The 18,045-nt window shown below is 64.9% G+C and carries 13 protein-coding genes; 8 read left to right on the top strand and 5 right to left on the bottom strand.

Features of this window, described 5'->3' with window-relative positions; genetic code table 11:
- Positions 1 to 8 precede the first annotated feature (8 nt).
- The 4 genes from gltX to MOE34_RS15245 all read right to left on the bottom strand — a co-directional run bounded on the left by gltX (position 9) and on the right by MOE34_RS15245 (position 5,203).
- Positions 9 to 1,466: a glutamate--tRNA ligase gene (gene gltX, locus MOE34_RS15260; protein WP_242218191.1), complete on the bottom strand. Its 1,458-nt coding sequence runs from the start codon at positions 1,464 to 1,466 to the stop codon at positions 9 to 11.
- Between the two features lie 134 nt (positions 1,467 to 1,600).
- Positions 1,601 to 3,373, bottom strand: coding sequence for an SLC13 family permease (locus MOE34_RS15255; RefSeq protein ID WP_242218189.1), 1,773 nt, complete (start codon positions 3,371 to 3,373; stop codon positions 1,601 to 1,603).
- Between the two features lie 293 nt (positions 3,374 to 3,666).
- Complete coding sequence (locus MOE34_RS15250) at positions 3,667 to 4,416, bottom strand: TerC family protein (protein ID WP_242218187.1); 750 nt, start codon at positions 4,414 to 4,416, stop codon at positions 3,667 to 3,669.
- A 127-nt stretch (positions 4,417 to 4,543) separates the two neighbouring features.
- Positions 4,544 to 5,203 (bottom strand): TetR/AcrR family transcriptional regulator, encoded by a 660-nt coding sequence (locus MOE34_RS15245; protein ID WP_242218185.1) that lies wholly within the window; start codon positions 5,201 to 5,203, stop codon positions 4,544 to 4,546.
- Between the two features lie 146 nt (positions 5,204 to 5,349).
- Here MOE34_RS15245 and MOE34_RS15240 point away from each other — a divergent pair, with 146 nt between their 5' ends.
- From MOE34_RS15240 to MOE34_RS15210, 7 genes are all read left to right on the top strand, one after another.
- Positions 5,350 to 6,519, top strand: coding sequence for an HlyD family secretion protein (locus MOE34_RS15240; RefSeq protein ID WP_242218183.1), 1,170 nt, complete (start codon positions 5,350 to 5,352; stop codon positions 6,517 to 6,519).
- Positions 6,520 to 6,546: 27 nt separating this feature from the next.
- A complete protein-coding gene (locus tag MOE34_RS15235) occupies positions 6,547 to 8,136 on the top strand; it encodes a DHA2 family efflux MFS transporter permease subunit (RefSeq protein WP_242218180.1) in 1,590 nt (529 codons plus the stop codon).
- Positions 8,137 to 8,211: 75 nt separating this feature from the next.
- Positions 8,212 to 9,324 carry a metallophosphoesterase gene (locus tag MOE34_RS15230; RefSeq protein WP_242218178.1) on the top strand — a complete coding sequence of 371 codons (1,113 nt, stop codon included), beginning with the start codon at positions 8,212 to 8,214 and terminating at the stop codon, positions 9,322 to 9,324.
- An 83-nt stretch (positions 9,325 to 9,407) separates the two neighbouring features.
- On the top strand, positions 9,408 to 10,451 hold the full coding sequence (locus MOE34_RS15225) for a LacI family DNA-binding transcriptional regulator (protein ID WP_242218176.1): 1,044 nt from the start codon (positions 9,408 to 9,410) through the stop codon (positions 10,449 to 10,451).
- Positions 10,452 to 10,460: 9 nt separating this feature from the next.
- Positions 10,461 to 11,915, top strand: a complete 1,455-nt coding sequence (gene xylB, locus MOE34_RS15220) for a xylulokinase (RefSeq protein ID WP_242218174.1) — start codon at positions 10,461 to 10,463, stop codon at positions 11,913 to 11,915.
- A gap of 25 nt (positions 11,916 to 11,940) precedes the next feature.
- The gene (gene xylA, locus MOE34_RS15215; RefSeq protein ID WP_242218172.1) at positions 11,941 to 13,251 is read left to right on the top strand and encodes a xylose isomerase; all 1,311 of its coding nucleotides are present in this window, start codon (positions 11,941 to 11,943) and stop codon (positions 13,249 to 13,251) included.
- Between the two features lie 336 nt (positions 13,252 to 13,587).
- The gene (locus MOE34_RS15210) at positions 13,588 to 15,096 is read left to right on the top strand and encodes a methyl-accepting chemotaxis protein (protein ID WP_242218171.1); all 1,509 of its coding nucleotides are present in this window, start codon (positions 13,588 to 13,590) and stop codon (positions 15,094 to 15,096) included.
- Positions 15,097 to 15,278: 182 nt separating this feature from the next.
- Here MOE34_RS15210 and MOE34_RS15205 read toward each other — a convergent pair whose 3' ends face one another.
- Complete coding sequence (locus MOE34_RS15205) at positions 15,279 to 16,310, bottom strand: LacI family DNA-binding transcriptional regulator (protein ID WP_242218169.1); 1,032 nt, start codon at positions 16,308 to 16,310, stop codon at positions 15,279 to 15,281.
- 207 nt (positions 16,311 to 16,517) lie between these two features.
- Here MOE34_RS15205 and MOE34_RS15200 point away from each other — a divergent pair, with 207 nt between their 5' ends.
- The gene (locus tag MOE34_RS15200; RefSeq protein ID WP_242218168.1) at positions 16,518 to 18,044 is read left to right on the top strand and encodes a sugar ABC transporter ATP-binding protein; all 1,527 of its coding nucleotides are present in this window, start codon (positions 16,518 to 16,520) and stop codon (positions 18,042 to 18,044) included.
- The last annotated feature ends 1 nt before the right edge of the window (position 18,045 follow it).

Genomic DNA, 18,045 nt, shown 5'->3' with positions numbered 1-18,045 from the left:
TTCGTTCCTTACTTTCCGCTGCCGACCATGGAGGCCACGACCTGCGCGGCGACCTTCAGGCGCTGGCGCACGACGGAGCGGCCGAGGATGGCCATCGAGTCGAAGAGCGGCAGCGAGCGCGACGAGCCGGAGACGGCGACGAAGAGCGGGGCCACCACGACCTTGAGCTTCTTGCCGAGCCGGTCGGCGCTGGCGCGCAGTTCCGCCTCGATGCTCTCGACGGTCCATTCCGGCATCTTTTCGAGGTCCGGCTGCACCTGGTTCAGCACTTCCAGAATCTCTTCCGGCGTCGACTTCACCTTGGCGAAGGCTTCCGGCGTCAGGCCGAGGTCCGACTTCAGCAGGAAGCCGGCAAGGTCCGGCAGCTCGCCGAGCTTGGAGATGCGCGACTGCGACAGCTTCAGGCCGTCGCGGATGCGGTTGTTCTCCATCGCCCATTCCAGCACGCGCTGCATGAAGTCTTCTTCCGTGAGCTGCTCGCGCAGCCACCGGCCGTTCAGCCAGTCGAGCTTCTGGATGTCGAAGATCGCACCGGCCTTGGAAAGGTTCTCCGGGTCGAACTTTTCGGCGAGCTGATCCATGGTCAGCAGTTCTTCGCCTTCGGATATCTGGATGAAGAACAGGCCGAGGAAGTTCATCAGCGCTTCCGGCAGGTAGCCGAGCGCCGAATAGTAGGAGATCGAGGTCGGGTTCTTGCGTTTCGAGAGTTTCGACTTGTCGTGATTGCGCATCAGCGACAGGTGCATGAAGACCGGCGGCTCGAGGCCGAGATATTGATAGATGAGGATGTGCTTGGGCACCGAGGCGAGCCATTCCTCGCCGCGCGCCACATGGGTGATCTTCATCATGTGGTCGTCGACCACGTTCGCCATGTGGTAGGTCGGCATGCCGTCGGCCTTCAGCAGGACCTGCATGTCGACCGCATCCCACGGAATCTCCACCGGGCCGTAGACGCCGTCGACGAACTTGCACGAGCCCTCGGCCGGGATCTTCATGCGCACGACATGCGGCTCGCCGGCGTCGACGCGCTTCGTCACTTCCTCGGCGGAAAGGTGGAGGCACAGGCCGTCGTATTTCGGCGGCTTGCCGGCGGCGCGCTGCGCCTCGCGCATCTGCTCCAGCCGCTCGGGCGTGCAGAAACACTTGAAGCCGTGGCCGTTCGCGACGATCTTGTCGACATAGGGACGATAGATGTCCTTGCGGTCGGACTGGCGGTAGGGACCGTAGGGGCCGCCGATATCAGGGCCTTCCGACCATTCCAGGCCACACCATTTCAGCGCGTCCAGCACCTTCTGCTCGAATTCCGGCGTCGAACGCGTGGCGTCCGTATCCTCGATGCGCAGGATGAAGGTGCCGTTGTTCTTCTTGGCGAAGAGGTAGTTGAACAGCGCGATATAGGCGGTGCCGACATGCGGCTCGCCGGTCGGAGAGGGTGCGATGCGGACGCGAACGCCGGAAGTGCTCATGGGTTGGGCCTGTCTTGACATTTCAGGAGGGGAGAGCCCGGTTTCTCGCCGTTTCGAATGGCGGCAAAAGGCTATCCATTGGGCTGGGTGAGACCATATTCAGCCCGGCGCGTCAAGAAAAACTCAGGCTCCGCCTACTGCACCGGCCAGACGGCGAGCAGCGCCGGCACGCTGACGATGACGATGAGGAACGAAAGCGGCAGGCCGACGCGCGGATAGTCGGCGAATTTGTAGCCGCCCGGGCCCATGACCAGCGTGTTGCACTGGTGGCCGACGGGGGTGAGGAAGTCGCAGCCCGCGCCGATCGCCACGGCCATCAGGAAGGCCTCCGGCTTGTAGTGCAGCGCGCTTGCGAAACTCGCGGCGATGGGCGCCATCACAAGCACCGTCGCGGCATTGTTGAGGAAGGGTGTCACCGCCATGGCGGTCAGCAGAATGAGCGCCAGCGCGCCGAAGGGAGGCAGGTGCACCGCGATGGCGCCGAGCCAGCCGGCGATGAGTTCGCTCGCGCCCGTCGTGCGCAGGCTGTCGGAAACGGGGATGAGCGCGGCGAGCATCACGAGGATCGGCCCGTCCAGCGCCGCATAGGCCTCGCGCAGCGGCACGGCGCGGAACAGCACCATGGCGACTGCAGCGGCGAAGAAGCCTGTCGCGACCGGCACGAGGCCGAGCGCAGTGGAGGCCATGGCCGCGATCAGCACCAGAACCGGGATGATCGCCTTGCGCGGCGCGCCGAGCAGGATTTCGCGCTGGGCGAGGGGCAGCAGGCCGAGTTCGGGCAGCAGAGTCGGCAGCGTGCGGTTGTTGCCTTGCACCACGATCACGTCACCGGGGCGAAGGCGCACCTCGGAGAGCTTTTCGCGCAGGCGCTGGCCCTGCCGGCTGACGGCGAGCAGGTTGATGCCGTAGGAATGGAACAGCGCGATGGAGCGGGCGGAAATGTCGATGAGGCGGGATTCGTTGCCGACGACGGCCTCGATGGCGCTGATCTCGCCGGCCTCTCCGCGCCCGGCACGGATCGGCCGGCCGGAGAGCGTGAGGCCGGCGGCGGAGACGACCTTGTCGAGCGCGCCGGCCGTGCCTTCCATCAGGATCGTATCGTCTTCCAGCAGGCGCACGTCCGGCAGCGGGGTCAAGTGGACATGGCCGCGGATGATGGAGGTCGCGATGACGTCGCCGTCGCCGTTGCGCAGGACCTCGTTGAGAGACTTGCCGATGGCGGGCGAGCCGTCCAGCACCGTGGCGTCGGAGGAATAGGCGGCCGCCTCCAGCGATTCCTCGATGCTGGCGTTCTTGTTGGTGCGTTCCGGCACGATGCGGTTGAACAGCAGCAGGAAGAGGATGCCGCACACCGTCAGCGTCGCGCCGACAGGTGTGAAGTCGAACATGGTGAAGCTCTCGCCGGTGATTTCCTGGCGAAGGCGCGAGACGACGATGTTGGGCGAGGTGCCGATCTGGGTCATCAGGCCGCCGAGGAGGGCGGCGAAGGCCATCGGCATCAGGAATTTTGAGGCGGGCGTGCCGGATTTGCGGGCGAACTGGAAGGCGAGCGGCATCATGATGGCGAGCGCGCCGATATTCTTGATGAAGGCCGAGAGAACCGCGACCGAGACCAGCAGCAGCGCGAGCTGGCTGCGCCCGGAGGTGAGGTTCGGGAAGAAGCGCTTGACCGCGAGATTGACGATGCCGGAGCGGGCGACGGCCGCGCTCACCATCAGGGCGCTGCCGACGATGATGACGATATCGTCGGAAAATCCTGAAAACGCCCTGTCGAAAGGCACGATGCCGACGGCGAGCGCCAGAATCAGCGAACAGCAGGCGACGAGATCGTAGCGGAACCTTCCCCAGATGAACGCCGCCATCATCAACCCGATGACGATGAAGGCGGAGGTCTGCTCAAGGGTCATATGTCGGTCCATGCGAGGGGGCTATGCTCGGCATGAATGCCCTTGAGGCCCTGCCGGTTCCGCCGCGCACGACGCAACCCCCAAAACTTTCACGGAACAATCCACCCGCCTTTAGGTTTGCCAAGAGAAGGCGGGCCGTGTCAACCGGACGCGACGGAGATGGAGAATGCGGGGATTTTTCCGGTTTCTTCCCGTGGCCAACGAAACGGCAGTCGAGCTTCTCACCCGTCCGGCTCGTCTTCGGAAGCTTTCAAAACGAAACCGGCGGGGCCTTTGCCCCGCCGGTGCCGGTTTCAGTGGCCCGCGTCCTTGCTCTTCTGCCGCGCGTTGCGCGAGATGATGTTCAGCACTTCCACGAGCGCCGAGAAGGCCATGGCGGCGTAGATATAGCCCTTCGGTACATGGAAGCCCATGCCCTCGGCGATCAGCGTCGTGCCGATCATCAGAAGGAAGGAGAGGGCCAGCATGACGATCGTCGGGTTGCGCTCGATGAAGTTGGCGAGCGGGGTTGCCGCCAGCAGCATGACCGTGACGGCGGCAAGGACCGCGACGACCATGATCGGCAGGTGCGGTGTCATGCCGACGGCGGTGATGATGCTGTCGATGGAGAAGACGAGGTCGAGGATCAGGATCTGGCCGATGGCGGATGCGAAGCTCGTCGCGACTGCGCCGCCCACCATGTCTTCCTTGTGATCGACGGGATCGACATTGTGGTGGATTTCCTTGGTCGCCTTCCAGACGAGGAAGAGGCCGCCGGCGATCAGGATCATGTCCTTCCACGAGTAACCGTGGCCGAAAAGCTCGAAGACCGGATTGGTGAGCTTGACGATCCAGGCGATGGTGCCGAGCAGCGCGAGGCGCATGATGAGCGCCAGGCCGATACCGATGCGGCGGGCCTGGACCCGGTGCTCGGGGGGCAGCTTGTTCGTCAGGATCGAGATGAAGATGAGGTTGTCGATACCGAGAACGACTTCCATCACGACGAGCGTGACGAGCGCGATCCAGGCGGCCGGGTCTTGCATGAGCGCAAGAATGCTGTCCATCCGGTCTTTCCCTTCATGAATACGGCGGAGAATGGACTTCCGTATTTATGCAGAAATCGGCCGCTGGCAAGCCGGCCGGGCGCGCTGGCCGGCCATATCACGATTTCGTCATCTGATCCGCCTGCTCTCAGGGCTTTGCGCCGTAGGCGGCAAGGAAGACTCGGATGGCGGACGCGATGTTCTTCTCGATGACGGCGGGGGAGGGAACTTCCTCCATGGAGCCGAAGATGCGCGGCTTGAAGAGGCCGACGGTCGTCAACTCGATGTACTGCTTGGCGGCCTGGGCGGTGTCGTCGCAGACGAGGATGCCGGCCGCGACCTGCCGGTCGAGATAGTCTTGCAGCACCGAGACGGGGTTGATCGGCGTCGCGGAGAAGAAGCGGCTGCAGAGCGTCGGCAGGCGATGGTTGGCGGCGATGACCATGCGCATGGCGCGGATCGTCTGGTCGGCCGTCATGTGCGTGGCGAAGAGCGTGCCGAAACCGTGCAGCGTCTCGCCGATCGGCTTGTTGCCGTCGAGGGCATGGCGGACCGTTTCGGTGATGCGGCCGCGCTCGCGCTCGATCATGTAGCCGAAAAGGTCTTCCTTGTTCTCGAAATAGACGTAGATCGTGCCCTTGGAAACGCCGGCCGCGCGCGTGATGTCGTTCATGCTGGCGGCCTCGAAGCCCTGTTCCATGAACACACGCTTTGCTCCGTCGAGGATCTGCTCGCGCTTGGCGGGATCCTCTCCGGCGGCGCGGCGGCCCGTCTGCGGGCCGGCCATCGGGTCTTCGGTCGTCGGCATTTCCATTTTCGCGTTCGAAACCTCGCATGAACCATTTCGAACCGGCTGGTTCGATTTACTCTTGATATGCGGGAGAAATGGGTCTATGTCAAATCGAACCGAACGGTTCAGTTCGAAAATCTACCTCAGAGAATGGTGGCATGCGCATGTCGACTTCCCACGGCGCCGGCACGGCGAAGGTTCGTCCGGTCAACGATGATTTCGAAGCCGAGACGGCCGAGGCGCAACCTGCGGAAGCGGCGCCTGTCGCAGCCGTCGCCCCCCCTGAGAAGAAGAAGGGCGGCCGTCGCCTGATGCTGCCGGTGGTGGGCGCCGTGTTGCTCGCCGCCGCCGGCTGGTACGGCTACCAGTGGTGGACGCACGGCCGCTTCATGATCTCGACGGACGACGCCTATATCGAGGGCGACATCGCCTCCATCTCGCCCAAGGTCTCCGGCTATGTCGCGGCCGTGAACGTCGTTGCCAACCAGACGGTCAAGGCCGGCGATCCGCTCGTCACGCTGGACGACGGCGACTACCGTCTCGCCCGCGAGCAGGCCGAGGCCCAGATATCCACGCAGAAGCTCGCGCTGGGCCGCATCGACGCGCAGATCGACGGCGCGAAGGCAAGCCTTGCCCAGGCCGAAGCCCAGAAGGCCGCCTATCAGGCCGCCCTCGGCGGCGCGGAAGTGGCAGAGAAGCGCGCCAAGGAGTTGAACGCGAAGGCCGTCGGCACCGCCGCCTCGCTCGACAGCGCCAGCGTGGCGCTCGACCAGGCCCGGGCCAACCTCGTCGGCGCGGACGCCAATATCGTTTCGGCCAAGGCGAATATCGCGGTTCTTCAGGCCCAGCGCGCCGAATCCGAAAGCGCCGTGCGCACCCTGGAGCTTGCCCGCGACAAGGCCGTGCGCGACCTCGGCTTCACCGTGCTGAAGGCGCCCTATGACGGCATCGTCGGCAATGTCTCCGTGCAGGTCGGCGACCTCGTGTCGGCCGGCCAGCGCCTTGCTGCGCTGGTGCCGGTGACCGAGCTTTATGTCGAGGCGAACTTCAAGGAAACGCAGATCGCCCATCTCGTGCCCGGCTCGAAGGTGCACCTGCATGTCGATGCCTACGAGGATGACGATATCCTCGGCACGGTGCAGTCTATCGCGCCGGCCTCCGGTTCGGTCTTCTCGCTGCTGCCGGCGGAAAACGCCACGGGCAATTTCACCAAGGTCACGCAGCGCGTGCCGGTCCGTATCGCCCTGCCGAAGGAGGCCCTGGACAGCGGCAAGCTGCGCGCCGGCCTCAGCGTCGTCGTCGAGGTCGACAGCCGCACGGCGCCCGCGCAGTAAGGTCTCTCCAGTAAAGGAGCGCGGGCTATGGCCGCGACCGCTCAACCGACAGCCGGCGCCTTCATCGCGCCCGCGCAGTCCGACAAGGTTCCCGTCCGCCGCGTCGTCGCGTTCTTCGCGATGGTCTTCGGCATGTTCATGTCGATCCTCGACATCCAGATCGTCTCTGCCTCACTGTCGGAAATCCAGGCCGGCCTCGGCGCGGGCGCGGACGAGATCGCCTGGGTGCAGACCTCCTACCTGATCGCCGAAGTGATCATGATCCCGCTGTCGGGCACGCTGGCGCGCATCGTGTCCACGCGCATCCTGTTCAGCTTCTCCGCCGCCGGCTTCACCATCGCCAGCGCCCTTGCCGCGACCGCGACGAATATCGACCAGATGATCGTCTATCGCGCCATCCAGGGCTTCATCGGCGGCGGCATGATTCCCTCGGTCTTCGCGGCGGCCTTCACCATCTTCCCGCCCTCGAAGCGCTCCGTCGTCTCGCCGATGATCGGTCTCGTCGCCACGCTCGCCCCCACCATCGGCCCGACGGTCGGCGGCTATCTCAGCCATGCCTTCTCCTGGCACTGGCTGTTCCTCGTCAACGTCATCCCCGGCATCATCGTCACGGTCCTCACCTTCAACCTGATCGACTTCGACAAGCCGGAATTCAGCCTGATGAAGCGTTTCGACTGGTGGGGCCTCGCCTCCATGGCGGTCTTCCTCGGCTCGCTCGAATATGTGCTGGAAGAGGGCAACAACAAGGACTGGTTCAGCGACGAACATATCGTGATGGGCACCATCGCCATCGTGGTCGGCGCGACGGTGTTCTTCTGGCGGGCCTTCAAGGTGCCGTTCCCCGTGGTGGACCTGCGCGCCTTCTCCAACCGCAACTTCGCCTTCGGCTCGATCTTCTCCTTCGTCATGGGCATCGGCCTTTACGGCCTCACCTATCTCTATCCGCTCTACCTCGCGCATATCCGCGGCTACGATTCGCTGATGATCGGCGAGACCATGTTCGTCTCGGGTCTCGCCATGTTCTTCACCGCGCCGATTGCCGGCATGATGTCGTCGCGGCTCGATCCGCGCTTCATGATGATGATCGGTTTTGCCGGCTTTGCGCTCGGCACCTGGCTGATGACGCAGCTCACCGCCGACTGGGACTTCTACGAGCTGCTCGCGCCGCAGATCCTGCGCGGCGTCTCTCTGATGATCTGCATGGTGCCAATCAACAACGTGGCGCTCGGCACGCTGCCGCCGGACCGTATCCGCAACGCGTCGGGCCTCTTCAACCTGATGCGCAATCTCGGCGGGGCCGTGGGCCTTGCGGTCATCAACACCCTCCTTACCCAGCGCTCGCAGGAACATTACCTGCGCCTTTCCGAGCATGTGCAGTGGGGCAATCCGGTGGCCGTTGAGCAGCTCCGCAACATCGCCTCGAATTTCGACGCTCACGGCCTCGACGGTTCGACGATCGCCATCAAGCAGATGGCCGGCATGGTGCAGCAACAGGCCTATGTCCTGTCCTTCATCGATATCTTCTTGCTGTTGACGGCGCTCTTTGCGACGCTCGTCGTCTGCGCCTTTGCGATCAGCAAGCCGCAGTCGGGCGTCGGTGGGGGCGGTGGGCACTGAGCCGTTGCCGGGGCCTCTTGCCGCGGCCCCGGTCCGTCCGCAGAATGGATGCGTGACCGATGCCCGGAGGCCCGCATGCCGTTCAGTCCCACCCGCCGCCGTTTTCTGACCGCCGCCGGAGGGCTGTCGCTGGCCTTTCCGTTCTTCCGGGGTATCGCCCGGGCGCAGCACCCCGCGACGGACGCGACCTTCCTGTTTTCCTGCGATGTGCATGCCTGCCTCGTCTCCGCGGACGGCCTCAGCCCGAATTGCGCCGACGAGGGCAAGACGGATGCGGCGCTGCTGCGCCATGTCGCGGCGCTGAACGGCGTCGGCGGCCGCCTCTGGCCGGCGGAGATCGACGGCAGGCCGACCGGGCTTGCCGGTGCCGGAAAGCCCATCGCGACCCCGCTCGGCCTGGTGCTCGGTGGCGACATGACGGACGATGGCGGCGGGCAGGTGCGCGTGCCGGGCGAGGGGCGGCAGCTCCAGCAGTTCGCCAGCCGCTATCAGCAGGGCGTCGGGCCGGACCGGGTGCACTATCCTGTCTATAACGGCCTCGGCAACCACGATCTCGACCAGGACGGCGTGCCGCCGCATGTCGACTGGTATCGCCGCGAGCTGCGCGACTATGTCGAGTTGAACCACCGCTCCACCGTCTTCTACAAGGCGCCGGTGCCGGTGACGAACTACGATCTCGATTCCGACAACTATTCCTGGGACTGGGGCGGCCTGCACCTCATTCAGCTCCAGCGCTTCGGCGGCGACGACACCAGGGGCGCGATCAGCGGCCTGCCCTGGCTCAGGCAGGACCTTGCCACCTATGCCGCCGACGGCCGGCCCGTCGTGCTCTTCCAGCATTACGGCTGGGACGGCTTCTCCACCGAGCATTGGGACCCGGCGGCAAAAACCTTCGATGCCACGGGCGCCGGCCCGGCGCACTGGTGGAGCGAGGAGGAGCGCGCCGGCCTGCTGGCCGCGCTCAAGGGCTACAATGTCGTCGGCATCTTCCACGGCCACGAGCACCCGACGCCGATGATCTACACTCACGAGGGCTATGACATCTTCAAGCCCGTCGCCGCCTTCATGGGCGGTCTGGCGCTGGTGCGCGTCACCGATGCATTCATGGATGTCGTGCTCGCGCGCGCCGGTGAAAACCCCGCCGACCTCGTCTTCACTCACGCCTTTAGCAAGCGTCTCCAGCCCTGAGGAGACGGTCCCCAGGCCGATCGTGAAAATTTCTGATTTACGTACATCAAAAATTCCTCTAAGGGTCTCGCCACGGAGGAACGATGAGACCCACGGTGCACGATATTGCCGCCAAGGCGGGCGTCAGCCTCGCCACGGTCGATCGCGTCCTGAACGATCGGCCCGGCGTGCGGGGCGTCACCCGCGCGAGGGTGGAGGCGGCCATCGCGGCGCTCGGCTATGTGCGGGACGTCGCGGCGGCGAACCTTGCCAAGAGCCGGGTCTATCCGCTCGTCTTCATCCTGCCGGAAGGCGACAACCCCTTCATGCGCGGGCTTGAGGCGGAGGTGCGTCGGGCGGGCCTGCATTCCGCCGCCGAGCGCACGCAGCTTTCCGTGATGACGGTGCCCGCCTTCGATGGAGCGGCGCTGGCAAGGGCCATCGACACGGCGATTGCCGGCGACGTCGCGGGCATCGCGGCCGTCGCGGTGGATACACCGGAGGTCTCCGTCGCCATCGCCCGGGCGCAGGAAGCCGGCATTCCCTTCGTCACGCTCGTTTCCGACCTCGCCGGCTCCGGCCGCGATCATTTCGTCGGCGTCGACAATATCGCCGCTGGCCGCACCGCCGGCAGCCTGATGGGCCGTTTCCTCGGTGCAAGGCCCGGTCCCGTCGCCGTGCTTGCCGGTTCCATGCGTGTGCGCGACCATGGCGAGCGCCTCGAAGGCTTTCTCGCCGCCATGTCGGCGATGCTGGAAGCGCGCGTCATCCTGCCCGTGCTGGAAGGGCAGGACGATCCGCACCTCTCCCTCAGGCTGATCGCCGATTGCCTTGCCAATGTGCCGGATCTTGCCGGCGTCTACAGCCTCGGCGCCGGCAATCGCGGCCTCGTCGAGGCTCTTTCGGTCGGGAACAGGGGCGATCTCTGCGTGATCGTGCACGAACTCACTGCCGAGACCCGCGCGGCGCTGCGGGACGGCTTCATCGATGTCGTGCTCAATCAGGATGCCGGCCATGAAGTGCGGAGCGCCATCCGCGTGCTGCGCGCCAAGGCGGACGGTCTGCCGGTGAATGCCGCGCAGGAGCGCATCCGTCTCGATATCTTCATCAAGGACAACCTCCCGGCCGGCCCGGACGAGGACAATTAGGAGGCAGACATGTATCTCGGGATCGATCTCGGCACGTCGGGTGTGAAAGCCATGCTGATCGATGCGGACCAGCGGGTCGTCGGCTCGGCCTCCGGCAGGGACGTCGTGACCGCGCGGCCTCATGCCGGCTGGTCGGAGCAGGACCCGGCCGACTGGATCCGTGCGACGGAGGAGGCGGTCGCCGCCCTTCGCGCCGCCCATCCCGCCGAATTCTCGGCCGTGCGCGGCATCGGCCTTTCCGGCCATATGCATGGCGCGACGCTGGTCGATGCTGATGACCGGGTGCTGCGCCCCTGCATCATGTGGAACGATACCCGCAGTCACCGGGAGGCCGCCGCGCTCGACGCCGATCCGCGCTTCAGAAAAATCACCGGCAACATCGTCTTTCCCGGTTTCACCGCGCCCAAGCTGGCCTGGGTGAAGAACAACGAGCCGGATATCTTCGCGAAGGTTCGCCGGGTGCTGCTGCCCAAGGATTATCTCCGCCTCTGGCTTGCCGGCGAGCATCTCTCCGAGATGTCGGATTCCGCCGGCACCTCCTGGCTCGACACCGGCGCGCGAAAGTGGTCCGCTGAATTGCTGGCCGCGACCGATCTCGACGAGCGGCAGATGCCGGGCCTCGTCGAGGGAACCGAACCGGCCGGCATCCTGCGGGCCGAGCTTGCCGCGAAATGGGGTCTCGGCGCGGGTATCGTCATTGCCGGCGGGGCCGGGGACAATGCGGCTTCGGCCTGCGGCATGGGCACGGTGCGCGAGGGCACGGCCTTCGTTTCGCTGGGCACGTCCGGTGTGCTCTTCGCCGCCAATGCCAGCTACCTGCCGAACCCGGAAAGCGCCGTGCACGCCTTCTGCCACGCGCTGCCGGGCACCTGGCACCAGATGGGCGTCATCCTTTCCGCCACCGATGCGCTCAACTGGCACTCCCGCGTCACCGGCGCTTCCGCCGCGGACCTTACGCAGGAAATCGGCGATGCGCTGAAAGCGCCCTCCAGCGTGACCTTCCTGCCCTATCTTTCGGGCGAGCGCACGCCGTACAACGATGCCGCCATCCGTGGCGCCTTCCTCGGTCTCGGTCACGAGAGCGGCCGTCCGGTTCTGACGCAGGCAGTGCTGGAGGGGGTGTCCTTTGCGCTCCGCGACAATCTCGAAGCCCTGAAATCCGCCGGCACGCGGTTGTCCCGCGTCACCGCCATCGGCGGCGGCTCGCGCTCGCGCTACTGGTTGAAGTCCATCGCGACGGCCCTGGACCTGCCTGTCGATCTGCCGGCTGACGGCGATTTCGGTGCGGCCTTCGGCGCCGCCCGCCTCGGCCTCATTGCCGCGACCGGCGCGAACCCGGTAGACGCGTTGACCGCACCCGCCACCGCCGAGACCATCGAACCCGAGGCCGCGCTCACCGCCGCCTATGAGGACGCCTATCAGCGCTACCGCCGCCTCTATCCGGCGATCCGCGCCGCCTACTGATCAACGAACCCAAGAGGAGACATCCATGGCCACCGGCTTCTTCGGCGATATCGCCAAGATCAAATACGAAGGTCCCGAGAGCACCAATCCGCTCGCCTTCCGTCACTACAATCCCGACGAGATCGTCATGGGCAAGCGCATGGAGGATCATCTGCGCTTTGCCGTGGCCTATTGGCACACCTTCGTCTGGCCGGGCGGCGACCCCTTTGGCGGCCAGACCTTCGAGCGCCCGTGGTTCGAGGATACGATGAAGGCCGCGAAACTGAAGGCCGATGTCGCCTTCGAGTTCTTCCAGCTTCTCGGCGTGCCCTTCTACTGCTTCCACGATGCCGACGTGCGCCCGGAAGGCAAGGACTTCGTCGAAAACACGAAGAATCTCAATGAGATCGTCGACTACTTCGCCGAAAAGCAGGCCGCGACGGGCGTCAAGCTGCTCTGGGGCACGGCGAACCTCTTCTCCAACCGCCGCTACATGGGCGGTGCGGCGACCAATCCGGACCCGGACGTCTTCGCCTTCGCTGCTGCGACGGTGAAGACCTGCATCGACGCGACGCACCGCCTCGGCGGCGACAACTACGTGCTCTGGGGCGGCCGCGAAGGCTACGAGACCCTGCTCAACACCAATCTCGGCCAGGAGCTGGACCAGCTCGGCCGTTTCGTCAACATGGTGGTGGAGTACAAGCACAAGATCGGCTTCAAGGGCGCGATCCTCATCGAGCCGAAGCCGCAGGAGCCGACCAAGCACCAGTACGACTACGATGTCGCCACGGTTTACGGCTTCCTGAAGAAGTACGGCCTGGAAAACGAGGTGAAGCTCAATATCGAGCAGGGTCATGCCATCCTCGCCGGCCACTCCTTCGAGCATGAGCTGGCGCTCGCCAATGCGCTCGGCATCTTCGGCTCGATCGACATGAACCGCAACGACTACCAGTCCGGCTGGGATACCGACCAGTTCCCCAACAATGTGCCGGAAATGGCGCTGGCCTATTATCAGGTCCTCGCCGGCGGTGGCTTCACCACGGGCGGCACCAATTTCGACGCCAAGCTGCGCCGCCAGTCCATCGACCCGGCCGATCTGCTCATCGGCCATATCGGTGGCATGGATTGCTGCGCACGCGGCGTGAAGGCGGCGGCGAAGATGATCGAGGACAAGGCGCTCTCCGGCCCGCTCGCCGAGCGCTATGCCGGCTGGCAGAAGTCTGAGGCACAGAAAATCCTCTCCGGCGGCTCCTCGCTGGAAGCGCTGGAGGCCTATGTGCTCGGCGGCAACGTCAATCCCCAGCCGCGCTCCGGCCGGCAGGAGTTCCTGGAAAACGTGGTCAACCGCTACGTTTGATCCGCTGCCGTCTCGGGCAATTCCTGGGGGCGCCTTCGGGCGCCCTTTTTCGTTGCGCAAGAGAAACAGCGTCCTCACGTAACGGAAGATATACTTTTCATGATGCCGAATACATCGGATTCATTTGGTATTGATTGGTATTATCTATATCAATAAGCGCCACTTAGCATATAAAATCGAATAAAATTTGCCCTTCGTCAATTTTTAGCGAAGTATTGCCTGCGTATTTACAGTGTTTGTTTACCGTCCCCTGCAAAAAATCGCCACAGACCGAAGGCTGGGATCCTGATTCGGGACTTGCGTCAGTCGCCAACCCAACTGCAGAGGATTTGCCCGATGTCGGCGCAGGATGCCAAGACCCAGCAACTGAACGAGCGTCTCCAGTTCGTCGATTTCGACGCTGGCCAGCGCGAGGCGCTGAAGCGGGCGCTGCCCACCATTGCGGCCTCGCTCGACGGCGCGCTGGACACTTTTTACGGCAAGGCCCGCACCACGCCGGAAACCGCTCGCTTCTTCGCCAACGAGGCGCACATCCAGAGCGCCAAGGGCCGGCAGGTCAAGCACTGGGAAGTGATCGCCTCGGCGAAATTCGATACGCACTATGTCGATGCCGTGACCACCATCGGCAAGACGCATGCCCGCCTCGGCCTGGAGCCGCGCTGGTATATCGGCGGCTACGCGCTGATCCTCGAAGCCATCGTCGACAGTGTCATCAGGAAGCATCTCGAGGGCTTCCTCTACCGCAAGAAGGCGGAGGCGCTGGGCGAGGAGATCACCGCCATCGTCAAGGCGGCGCTGGTCGACATGGACTATGCGATCTCGGTCTATCTCGACGCCCTCCAGGAGGAGCGTGAGAAATCCGAGGCCGAGCGGCAGGCTTTGAACGCCCAGCAGGAAGAGGCCCTGAACGCGATCGACACCTCGCTCAACCGTCTCGCCGGCGGCGATCTCACCGCTTCCATCGCCAAGCCGCTCGCCCCGCAGTTCGAGCGCCTGCGCTCCAATTTCAATGCCGCCATCGAGAAACTGGACGACACGCTCGGTGCCATCGTGACGGCGGCGGACGACGCGGCGGGCAATTCCGGCGAACTCGTCCACGCCACTGACGATATGGCCAAGCGCACCGAGCAGCAGGCGGCGTCGCTGGAAGAGACGGCCGCCGCCGTCGAGGAGATCACCACGATTTCCCGCGAGGCCGCCAGCCGCGCCGAAGAGGCGCGCCGCGTCGTCGGCAGCGCGACGGAGGAGGCCAAGCGGTCCGGCACGATCGTCGAGCAGGCGGTCACCGCCATGGGCGCCATTCAGGAATCTTCCGGCAAGATCACCCAGATCATCGGCGTCATCGACCAGATTTCCTTCCAGACCAATCTCCTCGCCCTCAATGCCGGCGTGGAGGCCGCCCGGGCCGGTGAGGCCGGCAAGGGCTTTGCGGTCGTTGCCCAGGAAGTGCGGGAACTGGCGCAGAAGTCCGCCGAGGCGGCCAAGGAGATCAAGGCGCTGATCGACAAGTCCTTCGAGGATGTGCAGCTTGGTGTGTCGCTGGTGCACAAGACGGGCGAGGCGCTGCACCATATCGGCGAGCAGGTCGTGCATATCAACGGCCATATCGACGCCATCGCCAGCTCCGCCCGCGAACAGTCGGCCGGTATCGCCGAGATCAACACGGCCGTCGGCAGCATGGACCAGATGACCCAGCAGAATGCCGCGATGGTCGAGCAGACCAACGCCGCCACGCACAACCTCATGAAGATCAGCACGACGCTGAAGGGGCTGGTGGATCGCTTCACGGTTTCGGCGGAACGCAGCCAGCAGGCGGCGAGACCGGCGCAGCGGTGGTACGGGTGACGTTGCCCTTCGAGGCTCGCCCCTCACCCTAACCCTCTCCCCGCAGGCGGGGAGAGGGGGCTTGCCCTAGGTAACGTTGAGGTCTGGAGAAACTGCCGCGGCATCTCTCCTTCTCCCCGCTTGCGGGGAGAAGGTGGCCGGCAGGCCGGATGAGGGGGATGCCCGGTAGGGCGGAGTTCGCCCTACCGCTTCAAGAACCGCCGCGCCGGCATCGATACCGAATTGCGCACGATGAGATCCGGCCGCAGCAATATCTCCGCCTCCGGCGGCTCGCTCCCCGAAAGAAGTTCCAGCAGCAGGGCCATCGAGCGCTTGCCGATGGCGGTGCGTGGCTGGCGGATCGTGGTGAGCGAGGGCGTCATGAAGGTCGCCTGCGGCACGTCGTCGAAGCCGGTCACGGAAAAATCGGTCGGAATGTCGTAGCCGCGCGCGCCGAGGCCGATCATCACCCCGATGGCCGTCTGGTCGTTTACGCACATGAAGGCGCTCGGCAGCGTGTCGCGCATGAAGAGCTGCTCGAGCGCGAGGCGCCCGCTCTCGATGGTGCCGTCCCCCTCCAGCACGATGCGCTCGCCGACGGGCACGCCGGCGGCGTCCAGCCCCTCGTCATACCCCTGCCGGCGGCGGCTGTAGGCGAGGCGCGTGCGCGAATCGCCGACGAAGGCGATCTTGCGGTGCCCTTCCGCGATCAGCAGGTCGACCGCCTTGCGCGCGCCCTCGATGTCGTCGACGCCGACATAGGGGATGCCGCCGTTATAGACCGGCTCGAAGACGCCGACGCTGGGCGGCAGGCGCGCCGTCATGCTCTGGTGGCCGAAGGGCAGGATGCCGGTGAAGAGGATCAGTCCCGCCGCCTGGCTCGAATTCAGGAACTTCAGATATTCCAGCCCGCGCTGCGGGTCGTTCTGCGTATGGCCGATCAGAATGCCGTAGCCATGCGCGCGCGCCTCGTTTTCCAGACCGACGAGGATGTTGGAGAAGTTCGGGTCGCCGATATCGGGCGCCACGACCAGGATCATGTTCGACCGGCCGAGGCGCAGGCTGCGCGCCATCGCATTGGTCGTGTAGCCGGTGATGGCGATGGCCTGGTTGACCTTCAGCCGCGTCGAGTTCGCCACCTTCTCCGGCGTGTGGATCGCCCGCGAGACGGTCGCGATCGAGACCTGCGCGATCCGCGCGACATCCTCGATCGTGGCAGGGCTGGACGTCGACAAACTGGCTCTCACTTAGCGGTGGCAGGTCCGGAAAGCGGCCCGGAACCGCGTCAAACAAACGAAGTGCGGGGACACTACACAGACTGCTCCAAGGGTCAAACGGCGCTTGGTGAAAATTCCTGATATCCCACGATGTAAACCTTTACATGATTGGTGTAAAGGTTTACATCATGCTCAAGCGGTCGAGGAGCCGCAGGGAGGAAATCGATGAATCCGGACGCTGCCGACGGGGCTCCCGTCGTTCTTGCCGCACGCCGCATAGCCAAGTCATTCAATGGCGTGCAGGTGCTGTTCAGCGTCAATTTCGAGCTTCGCGCCGGCGAGATCCATGCCCTCATGGGCGAGAACGGCGCCGGCAAGTCGACGCTGGTGAAGATCCTCTCCGGCTTCGAGCAGCCGACATCCGGCGAGATATTGCTGGACGGCCAGCCGGTGAAGCTGCCGCCGAACGGACAGGCCGAGGCGCTCGGCATCGTCATCATCCACCAGGAATTCAACCTCGCCGAACATCTCACCGTCACCGAGAGCCTGTTCCTCGGTCGCGAGGTGACGCGCTTCGGCGTGCTCGACCGCAAGTTCATGCGCGCCGAGACGCGCCGCGTGCTCGACCAGCTCGGCTCCCATGTCGACGAGAACGCCCAGATCAGTTCGCTCTCCATCGCCGACAAGCAGATGGTGGAGATCGCCAAGGCCATCAGCCGCGATGCACGCATCATCTTCATGGACGAGCCGACCGCCGTCCTCTCCCGCGAGGAGACCAACTACCTCTTCCGTCAGGTGCGCAAGCTGCGCGAGAAGGGCACCTCCTTCGTCTTCGTCTCGCATAAGCTGGACGAGGTGATGGAACTGACCGACCGCGTCACGGTCCTGCGCGACGGGCAATGGGTGAAGACCGCACCGACCAGCATGCTCGATGGCGAATCCATCGCCCAGCTCATGGTCGGCCGCGAGCTTTCCAGCCTCTATCCGGCCAAGCAGGAGCCGAGCATCGACGAGGAGGTGGCACTCGCCGTCGAGGGCCTGTCGACGCACTATGTCAAGGATGCGAGCTTCGAGGTCCGCAAGGGCGAGATCCTCGGCTTCTCCGGTCTCATCGGCTCCGGCCGCACGGAGCTGATGGAAGCCGTCGCGGGCCTGCGGGCGCGCTCGGCGGGCGAGGTTACCGTGCGCGGCGAAAGCGTGCCGGGCGGTGACGTTCATGCCGCCAACCGCGTCGGCATCGCCTATATGACCAAGGACCGCAAGCATAAGGGCCTGCTCCTCAATTCGCGCATGACGGCGAACCTCACGCTGCAATCGCTGGAGAAGCATGGTAGCTACGGCTATCTCAGCCCGAAGAGCGAGGCCGCCGCGCTGGAACGCGCACGCCGTCGCTTCGATATCCGCGTGCGCGACGGGCGCGTCGTCGCCGGCCGCATGTCGGGCGGCAACCAGCAGAAACTGCTGCTCGCCAAGGTCATGGAGACCGAGCCGGACGTCATCATCATCGACGAGCCGACGCGCGGCATCGATGTCGGCACCAAGCAGCAGATCTACCATTTCATCTCGGCGCTCGCCCGCGACGGCAAGTCGATCATCGTCGTCTCCTCGGAGATGCCGGAGATCATCGGCCTGTGCACGCGCGTCGCCGTCATGCGGGAAGGGCGGATCGTCGGCATTCTCGAAGGCGAGGAGATCTCCGAGCAGGAGATCATGCGCTATTCGGCCGGCCTCAAGAAGAAGACCGCGGCCTGAT

It is taken from the genome of Shinella zoogloeoides (genome assembly GCF_022682305.1).
Classification (GTDB): domain Bacteria; phylum Pseudomonadota; class Alphaproteobacteria; order Rhizobiales; family Rhizobiaceae; genus Shinella; species Shinella zoogloeoides_B.
Note: the sequence above shows the minus strand (reverse complement) of the source record. Positions and strands in the feature narration are given on the sequence as shown.